17 protein-coding genes are annotated in these 20,678 nt (G+C 62.7%); 11 read left to right on the forward strand and 6 right to left on the reverse strand.

Annotated features, from left to right (window positions below; genetic code table 11):
* Positions 1 to 318: 318 nt before the first annotated feature.
* On the reverse strand, positions 319 to 519 hold the full coding sequence (locus tag JOE32_RS23795; protein ID WP_003231079.1) for a hypothetical protein: 201 nt from the start codon (positions 517 to 519) through the stop codon (positions 319 to 321).
* A gap of 521 nt (positions 520 to 1,040) precedes the next feature.
* Between JOE32_RS23795 and pcaR the strand changes: the two genes are divergently transcribed.
* The 11 genes from pcaR to pcaC all read left to right on the forward strand — a co-directional run bounded on the left by pcaR (position 1,041) and on the right by pcaC (position 11,918).
* Positions 1,041 to 1,883 (forward strand): pca regulon transcriptional regulator PcaR, encoded by an 843-nt coding sequence (gene pcaR, locus JOE32_RS23800; RefSeq protein ID WP_209989709.1) that lies wholly within the window; start codon positions 1,041 to 1,043, stop codon positions 1,881 to 1,883.
* A 144-nt stretch (positions 1,884 to 2,027) separates the two neighbouring features.
* Positions 2,028 to 3,368: an MFS transporter gene (locus tag JOE32_RS23805; RefSeq protein WP_209989713.1), complete on the forward strand. Its 1,341-nt coding sequence runs from the start codon at positions 2,028 to 2,030 to the stop codon at positions 3,366 to 3,368.
* A gap of 257 nt (positions 3,369 to 3,625) precedes the next feature.
* The gene (locus JOE32_RS23810; protein WP_209989716.1) at positions 3,626 to 4,483 is read left to right on the forward strand and encodes a CoA transferase subunit A; all 858 of its coding nucleotides are present in this window, start codon (positions 3,626 to 3,628) and stop codon (positions 4,481 to 4,483) included.
* Positions 4,483 to 5,262: a CoA-transferase subunit beta gene (locus tag JOE32_RS23815; protein ID WP_209989718.1), complete on the forward strand. Its 780-nt coding sequence runs from the start codon at positions 4,483 to 4,485 to the stop codon at positions 5,260 to 5,262. The genes JOE32_RS23810 and JOE32_RS23815 overlap by 1 nt, the downstream gene beginning before the upstream one ends.
* The gene (gene pcaF, locus JOE32_RS23820; RefSeq protein WP_209990721.1) at positions 5,259 to 6,461 is read left to right on the forward strand and encodes a 3-oxoadipyl-CoA thiolase; all 1,203 of its coding nucleotides are present in this window, start codon (positions 5,259 to 5,261) and stop codon (positions 6,459 to 6,461) included. Before JOE32_RS23815 ends, pcaF begins: the two co-directional genes overlap by 4 nt.
* A gap of 17 nt (positions 6,462 to 6,478) precedes the next feature.
* Positions 6,479 to 7,183: a protocatechuate 3,4-dioxygenase subunit beta gene (pcaH, locus tag JOE32_RS23825; protein WP_209989722.1), complete on the forward strand. Its 705-nt coding sequence runs from the start codon at positions 6,479 to 6,481 to the stop codon at positions 7,181 to 7,183.
* Position 7,184: 1 nt separating this feature from the next.
* Positions 7,185 to 7,751: a protocatechuate 3,4-dioxygenase subunit alpha gene (gene pcaG, locus JOE32_RS23830; RefSeq protein WP_209989725.1), complete on the forward strand. Its 567-nt coding sequence runs from the start codon at positions 7,185 to 7,187 to the stop codon at positions 7,749 to 7,751.
* Positions 7,752 to 7,938: 187 nt separating this feature from the next.
* Positions 7,939 to 9,234 (forward strand): MFS family transporter, encoded by a 1,296-nt coding sequence (locus JOE32_RS23835; RefSeq protein ID WP_209989727.1) that lies wholly within the window; start codon positions 7,939 to 7,941, stop codon positions 9,232 to 9,234.
* Between the two features lie 10 nt (positions 9,235 to 9,244).
* On the forward strand, positions 9,245 to 10,609 hold the full coding sequence (locus JOE32_RS23840) for a 3-carboxy-cis,cis-muconate cycloisomerase (RefSeq protein WP_209989730.1): 1,365 nt from the start codon (positions 9,245 to 9,247) through the stop codon (positions 10,607 to 10,609).
* A gap of 10 nt (positions 10,610 to 10,619) precedes the next feature.
* Positions 10,620 to 11,411, forward strand: coding sequence for a 3-oxoadipate enol-lactonase (pcaD, locus tag JOE32_RS23845; RefSeq protein ID WP_209989733.1), 792 nt, complete (start codon positions 10,620 to 10,622; stop codon positions 11,409 to 11,411).
* A 102-nt stretch (positions 11,412 to 11,513) separates the two neighbouring features.
* Complete coding sequence (gene pcaC / locus JOE32_RS23850; protein ID WP_057007855.1) at positions 11,514 to 11,918, forward strand: 4-carboxymuconolactone decarboxylase; 405 nt, start codon at positions 11,514 to 11,516, stop codon at positions 11,916 to 11,918.
* A 62-nt stretch (positions 11,919 to 11,980) separates the two neighbouring features.
* Here pcaC and JOE32_RS23855 read toward each other — a convergent pair whose 3' ends face one another.
* The 5 genes from JOE32_RS23855 to JOE32_RS23875 all read right to left on the reverse strand — a co-directional run bounded on the left by JOE32_RS23855 (position 11,981) and on the right by JOE32_RS23875 (position 20,676).
* Positions 11,981 to 12,865: a polysaccharide deacetylase family protein gene (locus tag JOE32_RS23855; RefSeq protein ID WP_209989735.1), complete on the reverse strand. Its 885-nt coding sequence runs from the start codon at positions 12,863 to 12,865 to the stop codon at positions 11,981 to 11,983.
* 130 nt (positions 12,866 to 12,995) lie between these two features.
* Positions 12,996 to 14,471: a M91 family zinc metallopeptidase gene (locus tag JOE32_RS23860; RefSeq protein ID WP_245229109.1), complete on the reverse strand. Its 1,476-nt coding sequence runs from the start codon at positions 14,469 to 14,471 to the stop codon at positions 12,996 to 12,998.
* Positions 14,472 to 14,625: 154 nt separating this feature from the next.
* Complete coding sequence (locus JOE32_RS23865) at positions 14,626 to 15,876, reverse strand: OprD family porin (RefSeq protein ID WP_209989738.1); 1,251 nt, start codon at positions 15,874 to 15,876, stop codon at positions 14,626 to 14,628.
* A gap of 184 nt (positions 15,877 to 16,060) precedes the next feature.
* Positions 16,061 to 17,518, reverse strand: coding sequence for an AdeC/AdeK/OprM family multidrug efflux complex outer membrane factor (adeC, locus tag JOE32_RS23870; protein WP_209989743.1), 1,458 nt, complete (start codon positions 17,516 to 17,518; stop codon positions 16,061 to 16,063).
* On the reverse strand, positions 17,515 to 20,676 hold the full coding sequence (locus JOE32_RS23875) for an efflux RND transporter permease subunit (RefSeq protein WP_209989745.1): 3,162 nt from the start codon (positions 20,674 to 20,676) through the stop codon (positions 17,515 to 17,517). Before JOE32_RS23875 ends, adeC begins: the two co-directional genes overlap by 4 nt.
* Between the last annotated feature and the right edge of the window lie 2 nt (positions 20,677 to 20,678).

Genomic DNA, 20,678 nt, shown 5'->3' on the forward strand with positions numbered 1-20,678 from the left:
GGTCGTAAGGGGGCGCGATTATGCCAGAAAACCTCGGTAATCGATGCACTAGCTGCTCATCGGTAGCAATCTTCCCGGAAAAAATCTGTGGGAAACGCGCGCATCCCAGCGTTTCCGGGGCTTTGACAAGTCGTTGATTTATAACGCGCGGGGCTGCAATGACGCGGTTTTGTCACAAAATCGTCACTTCTGAAATATTTGTATGAAATTTCCCAGAGGTCCGTAGGCCGCTAACTGAAATGCAGAAAAAGACAGGTGCTCTCAGCCGACGCTCGACCGGCAAAGACCGCAACACCCTGGCCGCTCACACCGAAGGACTTATGACTCTTCGGCCTTGAGTTCCTGTTCAATCTTCTCGATTTCCTGAGCAAATGCCTGATCGAGCAAGCTGGCACGCTTGCGCCAAGGCTTGCGCTCCGGCTCAGGCTGCGCGGCGTAGGTGGTGACTTCCCCGCCGTAAACGTCCTTGTAACGTTGTTCCTGGCGCTCAAGTTCCGCGCGCAGTTCGTCTTTCGTCACAGTTGTTACCTAATTGAGTTGAGTTTAATTAATGTGCAGCGATAAGGCAGAAACTCGCGATCGAGGGTTCGAATTGAACAGTTGAACCGTTCAAGTGGAACATTAATGCCCGAGAGGACTTCGTTTAACACCTTGCGTGTAACCGACGAAGCACTCAACGGGCGCCGTCAGGCGAGCTCCAAAGCCGATACTGATACCGGGCTGACCTCTGCACAGCCTGCATTATAGCGGCGCATTTGAATAACACTACTGGCATAAAGTTAAAAAGCCCTAACTTCGTGTGAGGGATTTGTTACACGGGAGTCAGTATTGGCTGAAGAAGCTGACGTCATCACTAGTTGTTTTCATCGCCGATGAAGACAGATTAATTCAAGGCGTTATAGCGGGACAAATTGCGATAATCGACTGCTCGTCCGATAATCGCCCAATGACGCCGGCCTCGTCTTGTCTGCCGGGTCGGTGCGGTTTGTAATGGCGAGCAGCCCTCCCTGCGCTTGCAGAACAAGAAAAAAGGACCCCAAATGAACGACCAATTGCGTAACGCCTTCGCATCGGTGGCGCCGCCAATCGTGGCTTCACCGGCCAAGCGCATCCAGGCGTTCACCGGCGATCCGGACTTCATGACCTCCCTGGCCCGCGGTCTGGCCGTGGTGCAGGCGTTCCAGGAGCGCAAGCGCCACCTGACCATCGCCCAGATCAGCCATCGCACCGAAATCCCCCGCGCCGCCGTGCGCCGTTGTCTGCACACGCTGATCAAGCTCGGCTACGCCACCACCGATGGGCGCACCTATTCGCTGTTGCCCAAAGTCCTGACCCTGGGCCACGCCTACCTGTCGTCGACCCCGTTGGCCGTGTCCGCCCAGCCGTACCTGGACCGCATGAGCGAGCAACTGCACGAAGCCTGCAACATGGCCACGCTCGAAGGCGACGACATTCTCTACATTGCCCGTTCCGCCACCACGCAGCGCCTGATTTCGATAGACCTGTCGGTGGGCGGGCGCCTGCCGGCCTACTGCACCTCCATGGGCCGCATCCTCCTGGCGGCGCTGGACGACGCTTCGCTGCAGGATTACCTCGACCATGCCGACTTGCCCACCAAGACCAGTCGCACCCTGACCACTCCTCAAGCGCTGTTCGAATGCCTGCAACAGGTGCGCCAGCAAGGCTGGTGCATCGTCGATCAGGAACTCGAGCAGGGCCTGCGTTCCATCGCCGTGCCGGTGTACGACGCCTCCGGCCAGGTATTGGCCGCGCTCAATGTCAGCACCCATGCCGGGCGGGTCAGTCGCAGCGAGCTGGAGCAGCGTTTCCTGCCGAGCATGCTCAGTGCCAGTCGCGAGCTGAGTACCCAACTGTTTGCCTAAGCTGTTCGGTGACCGCACAGATCCGGGCGCGATGAATTGACGGTCTTTGCCCGCGCTGATTAAGGTGCGGCAGCGCTTCCGGGCGCACCCAATAATAATGACGACCTCAGGTCGTTGGCCCGCCATCGGTGTGGAATAAGAATAATGACGCAACCTTCTGTCGGCTCCACCCTGGACGTCCAGTCCTTCATCAATGCCCAGCCACTGTCACGCTACCAGTGGCGTGTGGTGATCCTGTGTTTCCTGATTGTCTTCCTTGATGGCCTCGACACTGCCGCCATGGGCTTTATCGCTCCGGCGCTGTCCCAGGATTGGGGTATTGATCGCGCCAGCCTCGGCCCGGTGATGAGCGCCGCGTTGATCGGCATGGTGTTCGGCGCCCTCGGCTCCGGGCCGCTGGCGGATCGCTTCGGACGCAAGGTTGTGCTGGTGGGGGCGGTGCTGGTGTTCGGCGCCTTCAGCCTGGCGTCGGCTTACAGCTCGAATGTCGACCAACTGCTGGTGCTGCGCTTTCTGACCGGGCTGGGCCTGGGCGCCGGCATGCCGAATGCCACCACCCTGCTGTCCGAATACACCCCCGAGCGCCACAAGTCTTTGCTGGTGACCAGCATGTTCTGCGGCTTCAACCTGGGCATGGCCGGTGGCGGGTTTATCTCGGCCAAGCTGATTCCGGCGTTCGGCTGGCACGCCTTGTTGATGATCGGCGGCATCCTGCCGTTGGTCCTGGTGGTGGCGCTGATACTGTGGCTGCCCGAATCGGCGCGCTACCTGGTGGTGCGCAATCGCGGCACCGACAAGGTGCGCGAAGCGCTGTCTCCCATCGAGCCCACGGTGGTCGCCCAGGCCAGCGCCTTCAGTGTGCCCGAGCAAAAAACCGTCAAGGCACGCAACGTGTTCGCGGTGATCTTCTCCGGCACCTACAGCGCCGGCACCTTGTTGCTGTGGCTTACCTATTTCATGGGCCTGGTGATTGTGTACCTGCTCACCAGCTGGCTGCCGACCCTGATGCGCGACAGCGGCGCCAGCATGGAGCAGGCCGCCTTCATCGGCGCGCTGTTCCAGTTCGGCGGCGTGTTGAGTGCGGTCGGTGTGGGCTGGGCGATGGACCGCTTCAATCCGCACAAGGTCATCGGCACGTTTTACCTGCTGGCGGGGGTCTTCGCCTACGCAGTAGGGCAGAGCCTGGGCAATATCACCCTGCTGGCGACGTTGGTGCTGATTGCCGGGATGTGCGTCAACGGCGCGCAATCGGCGATGCCGTCTCTGGCCGCGCGTTTCTACCCGACGCAGGGCCGCGCCACGGGGGTGTCGTGGATGCTCGGAATCGGCAGGTTCGGCGCGATCCTCGGTGCATGGATGGGCGCCACGCTGCTGGGCCTGGGCTGGAACTTCGAGCAGGTGCTGACTGCGCTGGTGATCCCGGCCGCGCTGGCCACTGCGGCCGTGATCATCAAGGGCATGGTCAGCCATGCGGATGCCACCTGAGGGGTGGTGGCGTTTAAAAATGTGGGAGGGGGCTTGCTCCCGATAGCGGTGTATCAGTCAGCACATCCTGGGCTGACACAATCCTATCGGGAGCAAGCCCCCTCCCACATTGGATTGAGTTAGCTCGCTAACAAATGTTCGATTATCGAACGGTTAGTCGATTATCGGATTGTTTGGCGCCATGCCCTCGGCTTAATCTTCAGGCACTTCGGCGCCACCTCAGCGCCTTTTTCGATCCACACCGGGAGCCCCACCCCATGGCTGACATTCTCACCCTGCGTGATGCGGTCAAGCGCTTCGTGAACGACGGCGACACCGTCGCTCTCGAAGGCTTCACCCACCTGATCCCTACGGCCGCAGGCCATGAAATCATTCGTCAGGGCAAGAAAGACCTGACGCTGGTGCGCATGACGCCCGACCTGATCTACGATCAGTTGATCGGTGCCGGCTGTGTGCGCAAGCTGATTTTCTCGTGGGGCGGCAATCCGGGTGTGGGCTCTCTGCATCGCTTGCGTGACGCGGTGGAAAAACAGTGGCCGCAGCCGCTGGAGATCGAAGAACACAGCCATGCAGACCTCGCCAACGCCTACGTTGCAGGAGCCTCCGGGCTGCCCTTCGCGGTGCTGCGCGCCTACGCCGGTTCCGACCTGCCCAAGGTCAACCCGCTGATCAAGACCGTGACCTGTCCATTTACCGGCGAAGTGCTGGCGGCGGTGCCCTCGGTGCGCCCGGACATCACGGTGATTCATGCGCAGAAAGCCGACCGCAAGGGCAACGTGCTGCTCTGGGGCATTCTCGGTGTGCAGAAGGAAGCGGCCCTGGCAGCCAAGCGCTGCATCGTTACCGTCGAGGAAATCGTCGACGACCTGAATGCGCCGATGAACAGCTGCGTGCTGCCGACCTGGGCCCTGACCGCCGTGTGCCATGTACCTGGCGGCGCACATCCGTCCTACGCCCACGGCTACAACGAGCGCGACAATCGTTTCTATCAGGCGTGGGACCCGATTGCCCGCGACCGTGGGACCTTTACCGCCTGGATCGACGAATACATCCACGGCACTGCCGATTTCAGTGAATTCCAGGCCAAGCTGGCCACCGCGCAGGAGGCCAAGTAATGGCTTACTCGACCAACGAAATGATGACCGTCGCCGCCGCGCGCCGCCTCAAGAACGGCTCGGTATGCTTTGTCGGCATCGGCCTGCCGTCCAAGGCCGCCAACCTGGCGCGCCTGACCTCATCGCCCGATGTGGTGCTGATCTACGAGTCCGGCCCGATTGGCGCCAAGCCTTCCGTGTTGCCGCTGTCCATCGGCGATGGCGAACTGGCGGAAACCGCTGACACCGTGGTGCCCACCGGCGAGATCTTCCGCTACTGGCTGCAAGGCGGACGCATCGACGTCGGCTTTCTCGGTGCGGCCCAGGTCGACCGTTTCGGCAACATCAACACCACCGTGGTCGGTGACTATCACCAGCCCAAAGTACGCCTGCCGGGTGCCGGTGGCGCGCCGGAAATCGCCGGCTCCGCCAAGAGTGTGCTGATCATCCTCAAGCAGTCGGCGCGCTCGTTTGTCGACAAGCTGGACTTCATCACTTCGGTCGGTCACGGCGAAGGCGGTGATTCACGCAAGCGCCTGGGCCTGCCGGGTGCCGGACCTGTGGGCATTATTACCGACCTGTGCATCATGGAGCCGGAAGAGGGCACCCATGAGTTCGTGGTCACCGCGCTGCACCCCGGGGTCACCCGCGAGCAAGTAATGGCCGCCACCGGTTGGGCGATTCGCTTTGCCGATCAGGTCGACACCAGTGCCGCACCGACAGAGGTCGAACTGACCGCCCTGCGTGACCTTGAAGCCCGCACGGCCGCCGCCCACGGCCAAGCGCCTGGAGAAGCCTGATGCGCGACGTATTTATCTGTGATGCCATTCGCACCCCCATCGGCCGCTTTGGTGGTGGCTTGTCCACAGTACGCGCCGATGACCTGGCCGCGCTGCCGATCAAGGCGCTGATGGAGCGCAACCCGTCGGTGGACTGGAACGCGGTGGACGAGGTGTTCCTCGGCTGCGCCAACCAGGCCGGCGAAGACAACCGCAACGTCGCGCGCATGGCGCTGTTGCTGGCCGGACTGCCGCAGAGCATTCCCGGCGTAACCCTCAACCGCTTGTGCGCCTCGGGCATGGACGCCATCGGCACTGCCTTTCGCGCCATCGCCAGCGGCGAAATGGAGCTGACGATTGCCGGCGGCGTCGAGTCGATGTCCCGTGCACCGTTCGTGATGGGCAAGGCCGACGCCGCGTTTTCGCGCAACATGAAGCTTGAAGACACCACCATCGGCTGGCGTTTTATCAACCCCTTGATGAAAGCCCAGTACGGCGTGGACGCGATGCCGCAGACCGCCGACAACGTTGCCGATGACTACAACGTGTCCCGCGCCGATCAGGACGCCTTTGCCCTGCGCAGCCAGCAACGCACGGCCGCTGCCCAGGCTGCCGGCTTCTTTGCCGAAGAAATCGTGCCGGTGCGGGTCGCCCATAAAAAAGGCGAAACCCTGGTGGAGCACGATGAGCATCCACGCGACACCACCCTTGAAGCGCTGACCAAACTCAAGCCGGTCAACGGCCCTGACAAGACCGTCACCGCCGGCAACGCGTCAGGCGTGAACGACGGTGCGGCGGCGCTGATTCTGGCGTCCGCCGACGCGGTGAAAAAACACGGCCTCACGGCCCGCGCCCGGGTATTGGGCATGGCCAGCGCCGGTGTTGCGCCGCGTGTGATGGGCATCGGCCCGGTGCCGGCGGTGCGCAAGCTGGTGGAGCGCCTGGGCCTGGCCGTCAGCGATTTCGATGTGATCGAACTCAATGAAGCCTTTGCCAGCCAGGGCCTGGCGGTGCTGCGTGAGCTGGGGATTGCCGACGACGCGCCGCAGGTCAACCCGAACGGCGGCGCCATTGCGCTTGGCCATCCGTTGGGCATGAGCGGTGCGCGGTTGGTACTGACAGCCCTGCATCAGTTGGAAAAAACCGGAGGCCATAAAGGCCTGGCGACTATGTGCGTGGGCGTCGGCCAAGGTTTGGCCCTGGCGATTGAACGCGTCTAATAAGAGAGGATTGCTCCATGAGTGACAAGCCCGGTTACCGGCGCCCGCAAGCGGGCACTCAACCTGATTACCTGCACCCGGCCTACCAGTCGACGAACCTGCGTTCGCCGTCCCGGCCGCTGGTGTTCCTGCCCCATTCCCTGTCGGAAATCACCGGCCCGAGCATCGGCGCCGAGCGGGTCAATGAGACCGACAACGACCTCACCGCCCAGCATGACGGCGAGCCGCAAGGCGAACGCATCATCATCCATGGCCGTGTGCTGGACGAAAACGGTTTGCCGGTGCCGGGCATTCTGGTGGAAATCTGGCAGGCCAACGCCGCCGGCCGCTACAACCACCCGCGCGACCTGCACGATGCGCCGCTGGACCCCAACTTTACCGGCACCGGCCGCACCGTCACCGACGCCGATGGCTGGTACCAGTTCCAGACCATCAAGCCCGGTGCCTACCCGTGGGGCAATCACCACAACGCATGGCGCCCGGCGCATATCCACTTTTCGCTGTTCGGCCCCAGCGTGCTGACCCGGTTGGTGACGCAGATGTACTTCCCCGGCGACCCGCTGCTGGAATACGACCCGATCTACAACTGCGTGCCGGACACCTCGGCCAAGCAGCGCCTGATCGCCAGCTTCGACCTGGAAAAAACCATTCCTTCCTATGCCCTCGGCTACCGCTGGGACATCGTCCTGCGCGGCCGCGACGCCACGCCGATGGAGAAATGAGATGAGCCTGTATGCAACCACGTCCCACACGGTGGGGCCTTACTACCACATCGGCCTGACCTGGCTGAACCGCGAGGACTTGACCGTCGCCGCCACGCTGGGCGACCGCGTGGCGATCAGCGGGCAAGTGGTGGACGGCAACGGCGATGTCGTCAACGACGCCATGCTGGAGGTCTGGCAGGCCAACGCCGCCGGCAAGTACGACCACCCGGAGGATGAGCAGGCCAAACCCGTCGACCCGAACTTCGAAGGCTTCGGCCGCGTGCCGGTGGATGCCGAAGGGCGGTTCCGCTTTACCACGATCAAGCCGGGCAGCGTTCCCGGGCTCAAGGGTACGACGCAGGCGCCGCACCTGGTGGTGCTGGTATTCGCACGGGGCCTGGTGAAGCACTTGCTTACACGGATTTATTTTGCCGGCGAGGCGTTGAATGGGGATGACCCGTTGCTGGCCTGTGTGCCGGCCGAGCGGCGCGCGACGTTGATTGCCGAGCAGGATGGGGCCGGTGTGTATCAGTGGAATGTGATTTTGCAGGGCACCGACAGGGAAACAGTGTTTTTCGATTACTGAGTTGGCCTGAAATCCAATCGGGAGCAAGCCCCCTCCCACATTTTGATTGGTGAATACATTCAGAAATGTGGGAGGGGGCTTGCTCCCGATGAGACCCTTTGAGTCAGAACCTCCTCAAACTCTTCTTGCAAGACATGGTTGTTGCAAAGTATGTCTAGGCTATACCCGTCCCACTGAGTAAAAAACCATGACAACAACAACGATTCACTACACCGGGGAAGAACGCCGCAAACGTATTTTTGCAATCGTCGGCGCGTCCTCCGGCAACCTTGTCGAATGGTTCGACTTCTATGTCTACGCCTTCTGCGCCATCTACTTTGCCCCGGCGTTTTTCCCCTCGGACGAACCCACGGTGCAGTTGCTCAACACCGCCGGTGTGTTCGCCGCCGGGTTCCTGATGCGGCCCATCGGTGGCTGGCTGTTTGGCCGGGTGGCCGACAAGCACGGGCGCAAGAACTCGATGATGATTTCGGTGCTGATGATGTGCGCCGGCTCACTGGTTATCGCCTTTCTGCCCACCTACAAGGACATCGGTGTCTGGGCGCCGGTGCTGCTGCTGATGGCGCGGCTGTTCCAGGGCTTGTCGGTGGGGGGCGAATACGGCACCACCGCCACCTACATGAGTGAAGTCGCCCTCAAGGGCCAGCGCGGTTTCTTCGCTTCGTTCCAGTACGTGACCCTGATCGGCGGGCAACTGCTGGCGGTGCTGGTGCTGGTGATCCTGCAACAGATTCTCAGCGACGAAGAGTTGCATGCCTGGGGCTGGCGCATTCCGTTCGTGATCGGCGCCATTGCAGCAGTCATCTCCCTGTTGCTGCGTCGCACCCTTAAGGAAACCGCCAGCACGCAAGTGCGCCAGGACAAGGACGCCGGCAGCATAGCCGCGTTGTTCCGCGATCACCGAGGGGCATTCATCACCGTGCTCGGCTACACCGCCGGCGGCTCGCTGATTTTCTACACCTTTACCACCTATATGCAGAAATACCTGGTGAACACCGCCGGCATGCACGCCAAGACCGCCAGCTACATCATGACCGGCGCGCTGTTTGTGTATATGTGCATGCAGCCGCTGTTCGGCATGCTCTCGGACCGGATCGGCCGGCGCACTTCGATGCTCTGGTTCGGCGCCCTTGGCACCCTGTGCACGGTGCCGATCCTGATGACCCTGAAAACCGTGACAAACCCGTTCCTGGCGTTTGTGCTGATCTCCCTGGCGCTTGCTATCGTCAGCTTCTATACCTCGATCAGCGGGCTGGTCAAAGCCGAGATGTTCCCGCCCCACGTACGCGCCCTTGGCGTAGGCTTCGCTTACGCCGTGGCCAACGCGATCTTCGGCGGTTCGGCGGAGTACGTGGCGCTGGGCCTCAAGTCCCTGGGCATGGAAAACACCTTTTACTGGTACGTCACCGGCATGATGGCCGTGGCGTTCCTGTTCAGCCTGCGCCTGCCGAAACAGGCAGAGTACCTGCACCACGATTTGTAAGGGATCCGTTATGACGCTGCGCACGAGCAACCAATTGTTCGACGCCTACTTCACCACCGACAGCATGGCCGAGGTGTTCTGCGACCAGGGCCGCTTGCAGGGCATGCTGGATTTCGAGGCGGCGCTGGCCCGCGCGCAGGCCCGGGTCGGGTTGATTCCGCAGGCCGCCGTCGCGCCGATTGCCCAGGCGTGCCTGGCCTCGCTGTACGACGTCGACGCCCTGAGCGTGGCGATTGCCACCTCGGGGAATTCGGCCATCCCGCTGGTCAAGGCACTGGGCAAGTTGATTGCCAGCGAGGACGCCGGGGCCGAGCGCTATGTGCATTTGGGCGCAACCAGCCAGGACGTGATGGACACCGGCCTGGTTCTCCAGGTGCGCCAGGCACTGGCATTGATCGACGCGGACCTGGCGCGCCTGGGGGACGTTCTCGCTGCCCAGGCCCAGCGCTACGCAGCGGTGCTACTGGCCGGGCGCACCTGGCTGCAGCACGCCACGCCGGTCACCCTGGGGATGAAAATCGCCGGTTGGCTGGGAGCGGTGACTCGCAGTCGACAGCGCCTGGCGCAGTTGAAGCCACGCGTGCTGGTGCTGCAGTTTGGCGGTGCGTCCGGCACCCTGGCGGCGCTGGGTGAGCAGGCCATGCCGGTGGCCGAGGCGCTGGCGACGGAGTTGCAATTGAGCCTGCCCGAACAACCCTGGCACACCCAGCGTGACCGTCTGGTGGAGTTCGCTGCGGTGCTTGGCCTGATCGCCGGCAGCCTCGGCAAGCTGGGCCGCGACATCAGCCTGCTGATGCAGACCGAAGCCGCTGAAGTCTTCGAGCCGTCGGCGCCGGGCAAGGGCGGTTCATCCACCATGCCGCACAAGCGTAATCCGGTGGGCGCCGCCGTGCTGATCAGCGCCGCCACCCGCGTGCCGGGGCTGGTGGCGACCCTGTTCAGCGCCATGCCCCAGGAGCACGAACGCAGCCTGGGCTTGTGGCACGCCGAATGGGAAACCCTGCCGGACATCTGCCGGCTGGTGTCCGGTGCGCTGAAGCAGGCGCTACTGATGAGTGAAGGCCTGGAGGTCGACGCTGAACGCATGGCGCGCAATCTCGACCTCACTCAGGGCCTGGTGCTCGCCGAAGCAGTCAGCATCGTGCTCGCCCAACGCCTGGGCCGCGAAACCGCGCATCATCTGCTGGAGCAATGCTGCCAGCGTGCGGTCGCCGAGGGTCGGCATTTGCGCGCAGTGCTGGCCGATGAAGCGCAGATCACCGCCGAGCTGTCAGCCACCGAACTGGACCGCCTGCTCGATCCGGCGCACTACCTGGGCCAGGCACACACCTGGGTCAGCCGCGCCGTCACCGAACATTTTGCCTTGAACGCCTGAGGAGGCTGCCGTGCCCTTTGTCCAACTCGCCGACGGCGAACTGCATTACCAACTCGACGGGCCTGCCGATGCCCCCGTGCTGGTGCTGTCCAACTCCCTGGGCACCGACCTGCATATGTGGGATATCCAGATGCCAGCGTTTACCCGGCATTTTCGTGTGCTGCGCTGCGACACCCGTGGTCATGGCAAGTCACTGGTCACGCCGGGGCCCTACAGCATCGAGCAACTGGGCCGCGACGTGCTGGCGCTGCTGGATGGGCTGGGTATCCAGCGCGCACATTTCTGCGGGCTGTCCATGGGCGGGCTGATCGGCCAATGGCTGGGCATCAACGCCGGCACACGCCTGCAGCGCCTGGTGGTGTGCAATACCGCTGCGAAGATCGGCACCCCCGAGGTGTGGGACCCGCGCATCGAGACCGTGCTGCGGGACGGCGCGGCGGCAATGGTGGCGCTGCGCGATGCGTCGATTGCCCGCTGGTTCACCGCTGACTTTGCGGCGGCGAATCCGCATCAGGCGCAACAGATCACCGACATGCTCGCCAATACCTCGCCCGAGGGCTACGCCGCCAACTGTGCCGCCGTGCGCGACGCGGATTTGCGCGCGCAACTGGTCTCGATCAAGGTGCCGACGCTGGTGATCGCCGGCACTGAAGATGCCGTGACACCGCCGGCCGGCGGCCACTTTATCCAGAACCATGTGCAGGGCGCCGAGTACGCCGAGTTCTATGCGGCGCACCTGTCCAACGTTCAAGCGGGCGCCGCGTTCAGCGACCGCGTTATCGAGTTTCTGCTGGCCCACTGACCCAGTGATGGCTGGTCTTGCAATGGCGAGCGGTGTGGCTGTGGTGAGCGGGCTTGCCACAAAAAATCCGTTCGCCACATTTCCTGTTCAGAGGAGCTTTTTGTGGACGAGAAACAACGTTATGCCGAGGGACTCAAGGTGCGCCGCGAAGTGCTCGGCGATGCCCATGTCGATCGCAGCCTCAACGCCCTGACCGAGTTCAACGGCGAGTTCCAGGAGATGATCACCCGTCACGCCTGGGGCGATATCTGGACCCGCCCGGGCTTGCCTCGGCATACCCGCAGCCTGATCACCATCGCCATGCTGATCGGCATGAACCGCAGTGAAGAGTTGAAACTGCACCTGCGCGCCGCCGCGAGCAATGGCGTGACCCGTGCCGAGATCAAGGAAGTGCTGATGCAGAGCGCGATCTACTGCGGGATTCCAGCGGCGAACGCCACGTTCCACCTGGCCGAATCGGTGTGGGATGAGTTGGGGGTTGAGTCTCGCCAACAAGATCCGACGTGAAATACGCTCAGAAAGGTGGGAGCAAGCCCCCTCCCGCAGGGGATTCTCACAGGCTCAACACATCAGTGTGAATCGGCATCCCACACCCAATTCCACACCCCCGGCAGGTGCACCGGCGCATTCACATCCTTGACCGTGCGTGCCAGCGCCGCGCGTTGCAGGGCGGCGGTGTCGGTGTAGAACGGCTCGGCGGCGGTCTTCATGCCGTTGACGCGCGCGCTGTCCAGCAGGATCTGCAGATACTCCTGCAGATGCCGCGCGGTATAGCGGTTGATATCGTGGAAGGTCACCACCACCGGAATCACCCCGTCCACCGTCGGCAGCTCACCCAGGGCAATGTGTTCGCGCACCACCGACAACTGCCGGTACAGGTTGGCGCGCCGCCGGGGGCTGGCGTTGAAGCCCCAGATCTTGCCGTCGTTGGCGCTCAGGTCGGTGAGCAACACGGCCATGCCATGGCGCTGGTAGGCGGCGAAGGTGCGCTTGTCGTAATTCCAGAACGGCGGACGTACCAGCACGGGCGGTGCGCCGGTGATCCCGGCAATGTCCGCTGCGCCCAGGCTGAGGGTGCGCGCCAGTTCGGCATCGCTCAACCAGCGGTGGTTGGTATGAAACGCGGTGGCGGTGTGGAACCCCAGCACATGCCCGGCGGCGAATTCACGCACCAGGGTCTTGCGCCCGCGCGGACTGCCGCCGGAACGCGCCCCCTCGGTCTGCACGAAAAACACTGCCTTGATACCCGGCAAAATCGGGTTGTGCGCCAGGTCACCCAACACCGAACGGCTCGGGTTGTTGTAGCCCGAGGCGCTGGGGCCGTCATCGAAGGTGATGAGAAAACGGATCGGCGCCTGGGCCTGCAAACGCTGCGCGGTCTGCGGCGTGAGGGCGATGGGTTGGCCGATACAGCCGCTGAGCAGAACCGACAAAAGGACAATGAGGTATTTCATGGCGGCCTTGGCGAAGAGGTAGGCGTCCGTGTCGTTGAGGTTCCTTTACCGTGTGAGGGCGCGAGCACGATACAGCATGCACACGCCGCGATCACCGGTATAAATGGCCGCCTGGCCAGGCGAGTCTGATTCAGGCGTAGCGGGTTCGCAGCGCCAGGCCCATTTCTGCGTTTAGCGTGTTTTCGGTAAACGGGGCTGGGTTGGTTGAGGTGGGAGGGGTGGAGGCGTTGTTGTCGAAGTCGAAAGGCGGCGCGTTGCTCACCAGGCCGACGGCTTGCAGTTCGCTGTTGGGTGGGCCCGGGCGCTCGGGTTGATCGCTGGTCGGCGCGCTCGCACCTGGCAGGAAGGTGCCGTTGGCGCCATTCCAGGCGTGCGCCATTTCATGGAAAAGCTGGTTGAGCGGCAAGAACAGCGGGTCCGTCCCGTAAATAGTGGCCGGGTTGTAGAAAATCGTGCCTTTGTCGGCCCGTGACCCCGGTACCCCGTCCTGTATGTAACCCCACTTTGGGTCAGTGCGTTCAGTGGGAACCTGATTGTCCTGAGCCAGGTGTTGCAGCTCGGTGCTCCAGAAACGGTAGGAGTTACCGCGATCACTGGGCACGATGAGAACCGGACCGCCATTTTTTACGGCCATCTCATCCAGCGCTTTCAGCATCTTTTGCCCTTGTGGCGATGCGCGAAGCAAGGTCAGATCGTCTTCGACCCGCGCAACGAAGTCAGGTGGCCCCTGGATACTGAAGGCTTGTCGGCCTGCGTCGGTAGGTGTCACACGGGTGACCGTTGAGCCTTGTGTTTTCATCAGGCGATCTGTCGCTTGTGCATGGATGCGCGCCTTGATCGCAGTCGCGCGCAGGGTGTTGCGCCCTGGCCCTGAGTAAAATGTGGTGTTGCCGTGGCCCACCAGCAGGTCGTCACCCAGGCCACCGTTGAGCACCGTGTGCCCGTTGCCTGCGTACAGGTGGTCGTTGCCTGCACCGCCATCAAGGTGGCTCTGTTTATCGGCCGGCCCGCTGCCGGCGTACAGGCGATCATTGCCGGCATTGCCGTACATTACCGTGTGGCCCCGGCCACCTTTGAGTATGTCGTTGCCCTCATTGCCTTCGGCGTAGCCGGTGTCGCTGCCGAGGGTAATATCGTCATCGCCACGCCCGCCATACACGCAGGTTTTGCCGCCGCCCGCCTGGACCACATCATTGCCGTCTCCGGCGTCGATCTCGACACGTACGTTGACGTTGGGGGCAATGGTAATACGGTCGTCGCCCGCGGCGGACTTGATGTGGAGCAGGGTTGGAATGTTCGAGCGCCCGTCTGGGGTATCGAGTACGTAATCACGACCGTTCACCTGAGCGTACAGCTGGCCATCAGGGCGTTGGCTGATATGAATCCGGTCGGCGCGTTCATCTGTTTCGAGGAACAGAACATTCGCCAGCGTCTCTGGACGCTCAGGGTTTTTCAGGCCCAGGGTGAGTGCCTGACCGGCGCGCAGATTTCCATCATCCACCAACACCCTTCTGTGGGTCTGAACAGGCGGTGGGCCGGACGGTGTGTTGGCCGACGGTCGTTCGGGCGCCATGGCGTGGTTGTGATGGGAAGTGACTGTGGTCATGGCCTGTACCTGTGTGTCGGATAAGGTGATGTGTAGCGCCGTCTTACAGCGCATGCCCCTCAGTCGTGCCATGGCAGGGAAACGTTCATGCGGTAAATGAGGCAATTTGCTACAAAAACAGCCACGACCCATCAGATCGTGGCTGTTGCGGGGGTTACAGCAGGCTGATGGGGTAGCTGACAATCAAGCGGTTTTCGTCGAACTCATTGTTGCTGTAGTCACGCCGCATGCTGGAGTTGCGCCAGCGCATCGTCAGGTTTTTCAGGCTGCCGCTTTGCACGGTGTAGCCCAATTCGCTTTCGCGGCCCCATTCCTTGCCGTCCGTCACGCTGCCGGTGTGCACGTTGCTGCCGCTGATGTAGCGGTTCATCAAGGTCAGCCCTGGCACGCCGAGGGCGGCAAAGTTGTAGTCATGGCGCACCTGCCAGGATTTTTCCTCGGCGTTGTCGTAGCTCGAGTTGTAGCTGTCATTGGCCAGGGTGCCGCCGCTGGTGCCGTTGACGCGCATCCATTGGCTGTCGCCGCTGAGTTTTTGCAGGCCCACATAGAAGGTGTTGCCGCCGTAGCGTGCGGAGAACAGGCCGGACCAGGTCTTGTTGTCCAGCTTGCCGGCGCGGGCGCTGCCGTCGTCGGTGCCGTAGAAAAACCCGAGGTTGGCGCCCAGGGTCCAGTCGCCCAGGGGCTGGCTGTGGATCAGGTTGATGAACTGCTGGCTGTAGATGTCCTTGAGCTGGGCATTCCACAGGCCGACCTGGGTGCGCTTGTCGTTGAACGCGTATTCGCCGCCCTGGAAGTTGAAGCGGTCGGAGGTGAACGCGGTTCTGCCGACCATCGACAGGTCAGTCATGCTGCTGTCGTCACGCGGGCTGTTGGCGCGGAACTGGCCGCCATAGAGGGTCAGGCCGTCGATTTCCTTAGCGGTGATCTGCCCGCCGCGCAACGTCTGCGGCAGGGAGCGGCCATCGTCGGCGCGCAGGATCGGCAGCACCGGCATCCATTCGCCGACCTTCACTTCGGTTTTGGAAATGCGCGCCTTGAACGCCACGCCCAGGCGCCCGAAGTCGTCCGCCGGGCGGCCATCACGGTCCAGCGGCAGCAACTGGGTGCCGCCAGTGCCGCGCCCGCCATCGAGCTTGAGCGAGTACAGGCCCAGCACATCCACGCCAAAGCCGACCGTGCCCTGGGTGAAACCGGAGCGGGCATCGAGGATGAAACTCTGCGTCCACTCCTGCGCGCCGCCCTGGGCTCTGGTCGGGTTGGTGAAATTGCGGTTGAAGAAGAAATTGCGCAAGTTGAGGTTGGCGCTGGCGTCTTCGAGAAAACCGTGTTCCTCGGCGCAGACGGGCAGGGCAAGGCTTGCGACAGCGGTTGCCAGCAATAGCTGGCGCGGGCGAAACGTGCTCATGGCGTAGGACCTGTTGTTATTGGGGTTATGCAGGTGCGCGCATGGTGCGGGGCGGTGCGGGAGCGATGAAAGTGGGGCAGGGCGGGTTTTGGGCGATGATCGAACGCAAGTTGGCGCGGTTAAAAGAGGGGCATAAAAAAACCGCTTCCGATGACGGAAGCGGTTTTTGATTACACCCGGGCGGTCAGAACAACTTCAACGTCGGGGCTTCTTCTTTCACGGGCTCGTTCTGCGCGGTCTGCGCATTCCAGCCACCGCCGAGGGCCTTGTACAGGTTGACCTCGCTGGTGAGCTGCGCCAGGCGGTCGGTGATCAGCGATTGCTGGGCACTGAACAGCTGGCGCTGGGCGTCGAGGAAGGTCAGGTTGCTGTCCACGCCAATGCGGTAGCGACGTTCGGCCAGGCGGTAGTAATCCTGGTTGGCCGCGACGAAGCCGCGCTGGGCGTCCAGTTGCTGCTTGTAGGTCTCACGCGCGGCGAGGCCGTCGGACACTTCCTGGAAGCCGGTCTGGATGGCCTTCTCGTAGTTGGCCACGTTGATTTCTTTCTGGATCTTCGAGTAGTCCAGGCTGGCGCGCAGGCTGCCGGCATTGAAGATCGGGATGTTGATCTGCGGGGCAAACGACCAGGTACCCGAGCCGCCCTTGAACAGGCCGCCCAGGTCCGGGCTCAGGGTGCCGGCGTTGGCCGTCAGGCTGATGCTCGGGAAGAACGCCGCGCGGGCTGCGCCGATATTCGCGTTGGCCGCCTTGAGGTTGTACTCGGCCTGCACGATGTCGGGACGTCGTTGCAGCAGGTCCGAGGGCAACCCGGCCGGCACTTCGGCGAGCAGGTCATCGGACAGTGGCTTGCTGGCGATATTCGCCGGCAGCCCGGTGCCCAGCAGCAGGGTCAGGCTGTTTTCGTCCTGGGCCACCTGGCGCGTGTAGCGTGCCAGTTGCACCCGGGCGTTTTCCACCGAGGTGCGTGCCTGGCTGAGGTCGAGGGCCGAGGCCACGCCGACTTCGCTGCTGCGCGAGGTGAGCTTGAAGCTCTGTTCGAACGCGCCCAGGGTGTCCTGAGTGAGCTTGAGCAGTTCCTTGTCGGCCTGCCAGGTCAGGTAGGCGTTGGCCACGCTGGCCACCAGGCTGATCTGCGTGCTGCGCCGTGCTTCTTCGGTGGCGAAGTATTTTTGCAGGGCCTCTTCACTCAGGCTGCGCACACGGCCGAACAGGTCCAGCTCGTATGAGCTGATCCCGAGTGTGGCCGAGTACTGGCTGGTGATGCCCGATTGACCGGTCTGCGACATACGTGCCGGGGTGCGCTGGCGGCTGCCGGCACCGTTGGCCGACACGGCCGGGAACAGGTCGGCACGCTGGATGCGGTACTGCGCGGCATACGCGTCGATGTTCAGCGCCGCGACGCGCAGGTCGCGGTTGTTCACCAGGGCGGTCTGGATCAGTTGCTGCAGGGCAGGATCGTGGAAAAACTGCTTCCAGCCCTGTTCGGCAGCCGCCTGGCCCGGCGCCTGGGCCGACGAATACGCCGGCCCCTGCGGGTACTGCGCGGCCACCGGCGCTTCGGGGCGCTGATAGTCAGGTATCAGCGAGCAGCCACTGAGCACGAAGGCGGTGACGGCTAGGGAAAGTAGCGACTTGCTCATTGGCCAGCCTCGTTAGGGGTTTGCGTGGTTTCAGTCTTTTTGCGCTTGCCGATGGCCGACACGGTTGCGAAGAACAGTGGCACCCAGAAGATCGCCAGCACGGTTGCGGTGATCATACCGCCGATCACGCCGGTACCGATGGCATGTTGGCTGCCTGAACCTGCGCCCGAGGAGATCGCCAGCGGCAGTACGCCGAGGATGAACGCCATGGAGGTCATGATGATCGGGCGCAGACGCATGCGGGAGGCCTCGATGGCCGCCTCGACGATGCCCTTGCCCTGTTCGTGGAGTTCCTTGGCGAACTCCACGATCAGGATGGCGTTTTTCGCCGCCAGGCCTACCGTCACCAGCAAGCCTACCTGGAAGAACACGTCGTTGGACAAGCCGCGCATGCTGGTGGCGATCAACGCCCCCACCACGCCCAGCGGCACCACGAGGACCACCGCTATCGGGATCGACCAGCTTTCGTACAGTGCCGCCAGGCACAGGAACACCACCAGCAGCGACAGCGCGTACAGCGCAGGCGCCTGCGAGCCGGACAGGCGTTCTTCGTACGACAGGCCGGTCCATGCGTAGCCGATACCGGCCGGTAATTGCTTGGCGATACGCTCGACCTCGGTCATCGCGTCACCGGTGCTGTAGCCCGGTGCCGGGGTGCCGAGGATTTCCATCGCCGCCACGCCGTTATAGCGCGACAGTTTCGGCGAGCCGTAGATCCACTTGCCCGAGGCGATGGCCGACAACGGCACCATCTTCCCGGAGTCGCTGCGCACGTACCATTTGTTCAGGTCTTCAGGCGACATGCGGCTGGCCGCTTCACCTTGTACGTACACCTTCTTCACACGGCCACGGTCGATGAAGTCGTTGACGTAGCTGCCACCCAGGGCAATCGCCAGGGTCTGGTTGATGTTCGACAGCGTGATCCCCTGGGCGCTGGCCTTCTCGTCGTCGACGGTGAGCTCGTACTGCGGCTCATCGTTCACACCGTTGGGGCGTACACCGGCGAGGATCTTGCTCTGGGCGGCCATGCCGAGGAACTGGTTGCGTGCAGCCATCAATTTCTCATGGCCGACACCACCCTGGTCCTGCAGGAACACGTCGAAACCGGTGGCGTTACCCAGCTCCAGTACCGACGGCGGCACGATGGCAAACACCATGGCGTCCTGGAACGTCTGCATGAAGTAGCCCTGGGCGCGCTTGGCGATCTCGAACACCGAGGTGGAATCGTCACGCTCATCCCACGGTTTGAGCATCACGAAGGCCAGGCCCGAGCTCTGGCCGCGACCGGCGAAGTTGAAGCCGTTCACGGTAAATACCGATTTCACGCCTTTGCCTTCGCCCGGCTCGCCTTCCTTGTCGTTGAGCAGGTAGATACGCATGTCGTCGATGACTTTTTGCGTGCGTTCAGCCGTGGAGCCGACCGGGGTCTGCACCTGGGCAAAGATCACGCCCTGGTCTTCGTCGGGCAGGAACGCGGCCGGGATACGCATGAACAGCCAGATCATGCCGGCGAAGATCAGCAGGTACACCAGGAACGCCGGGATCTTGTGCTTGATCATGTTGCCCACGCCGCGCTCGTAGCTCAGTACGCCACGGTCGAAGGTGCGGTTGAACCAGCCGAAGAAACCGCGCTTGGGTTGGCCGTGTTTTTCCGGATCGATCGGCTTGAGCATGGTGGCGCACAGCGCCGGGGTGAAGATCAGCGCAACCAGTACCGACAGCGCCATGGCCGAAACGATGGTGATGGAGAACTGTTTGTAGATCACACCGGTGGAGCCGCCGAAGAACGCCATCGGCAACAGTACCGCCGAGAGCACCAGGGCAATACCCACCAGAGCGCCCTGGATCTGGCCCATGGATTTGACCGTCGCCTCCTTGGGCGACAGGTGCTCCTCGGCCATCACCCGCTCGACGTTTTCCACCACCACGATAGCGTCGTCCACCAGCAGGCCGATGGCGAGGATCATGCCGAACATGGTCAGGGTGTTGATGGTGAAACCGAACGCCGCGAGGATACCGAAGGTGCCCAGCAATACCACCGGTACGGTCATGGTGGTGATGATGGTGGCGCGGAAGTTCTGCAGGAACAGGAACATCACCAGGAACACCAGCACGATCGCTTCGATCAGGGTGTGTACGACACCGGAGATCGATTCGGTGACCACTGGCGTGGTGTCATACGGCACCACTGCCTTCATGCCTGGCGGGAAGAACGGTTCCAGCGACGCCACCGTGGCGCGGATGGCCTTGGCGGTGTCCAGGGCGTTGGCGCCCGAGGCGAGCTTGATCGCCATACCGGATGCCGGGTTGCCGTTGAACTGCGCGCTGATGCTGTAGTTCTGGCCGCCCAGTTCGATGCGGGCCACGTCATGCAGGCGCACCTGGGAGCCGTCGGCATTTACCTTCATCAGGATATTGCCGAACTGCTCGGCGTTTTGCAGACGGGTCTTGCCGATGATCGTCGCGTTCAGCTGGGTGCCGGGCAGGGCAGGCAGGCCGCCCAGTTGGCCGGTGGCCACCTGCACGTTCTGCGCGGCGATGGCGTTGCTGACGTCAACCGGGGTGAGCTGGAAGTTGTTCAGCTTGGCCGGGTCCAGCCAGATGCGCATCGCGTACTGCGAGCCGAACACCTGGAAGTCACCGACGCCCGAAGTACGCGAAATCGGGTCCTGGATGTTGGACACGATGTAGTTGGAGAGGTCGTCCTTGGTCATGCTGCCGTCTTCGGACACCAGACCGATTACCATCAGGAAGTTCTTCACCGACTTGGTCACGCGGATACCCTGCTGCTGCACTTCCTGCGGCAGCAATGGGGTCGCCAGGTTCAGCTTGTTCTGCACCTGCACCTGGGCGATGTCCGGGTTGGTCCCCTGGTTGAACGTCGCGGTGATGGTCATGCTGCCGTCGGAGTTACTGTCCGAGGCCACATAGCGCAGGTTGTCGATACCGTTGAGCTGTTGCTCGATCACCTGCACCACGGTGTCCTGCACGGTTTGTGCGGACGCGCCCGGGTAGGTCACCTGGATGTCGATGGCGGTTGGCGCGATGGCCGGGTACTGATTGATGGGCAGCTTCAGGATCGAGAGTGCGCCGACCAACATGATCACCAGGGCGATCACCCAGGCGAAAATGGGACGGTCGATAAAAAATTTCGACATGG

Source organism: Pseudomonas sp. PvP025, from assembly GCF_017832155.1.
GTDB lineage: Bacteria > Pseudomonadota > Gammaproteobacteria > Pseudomonadales > Pseudomonadaceae > Aquipseudomonas.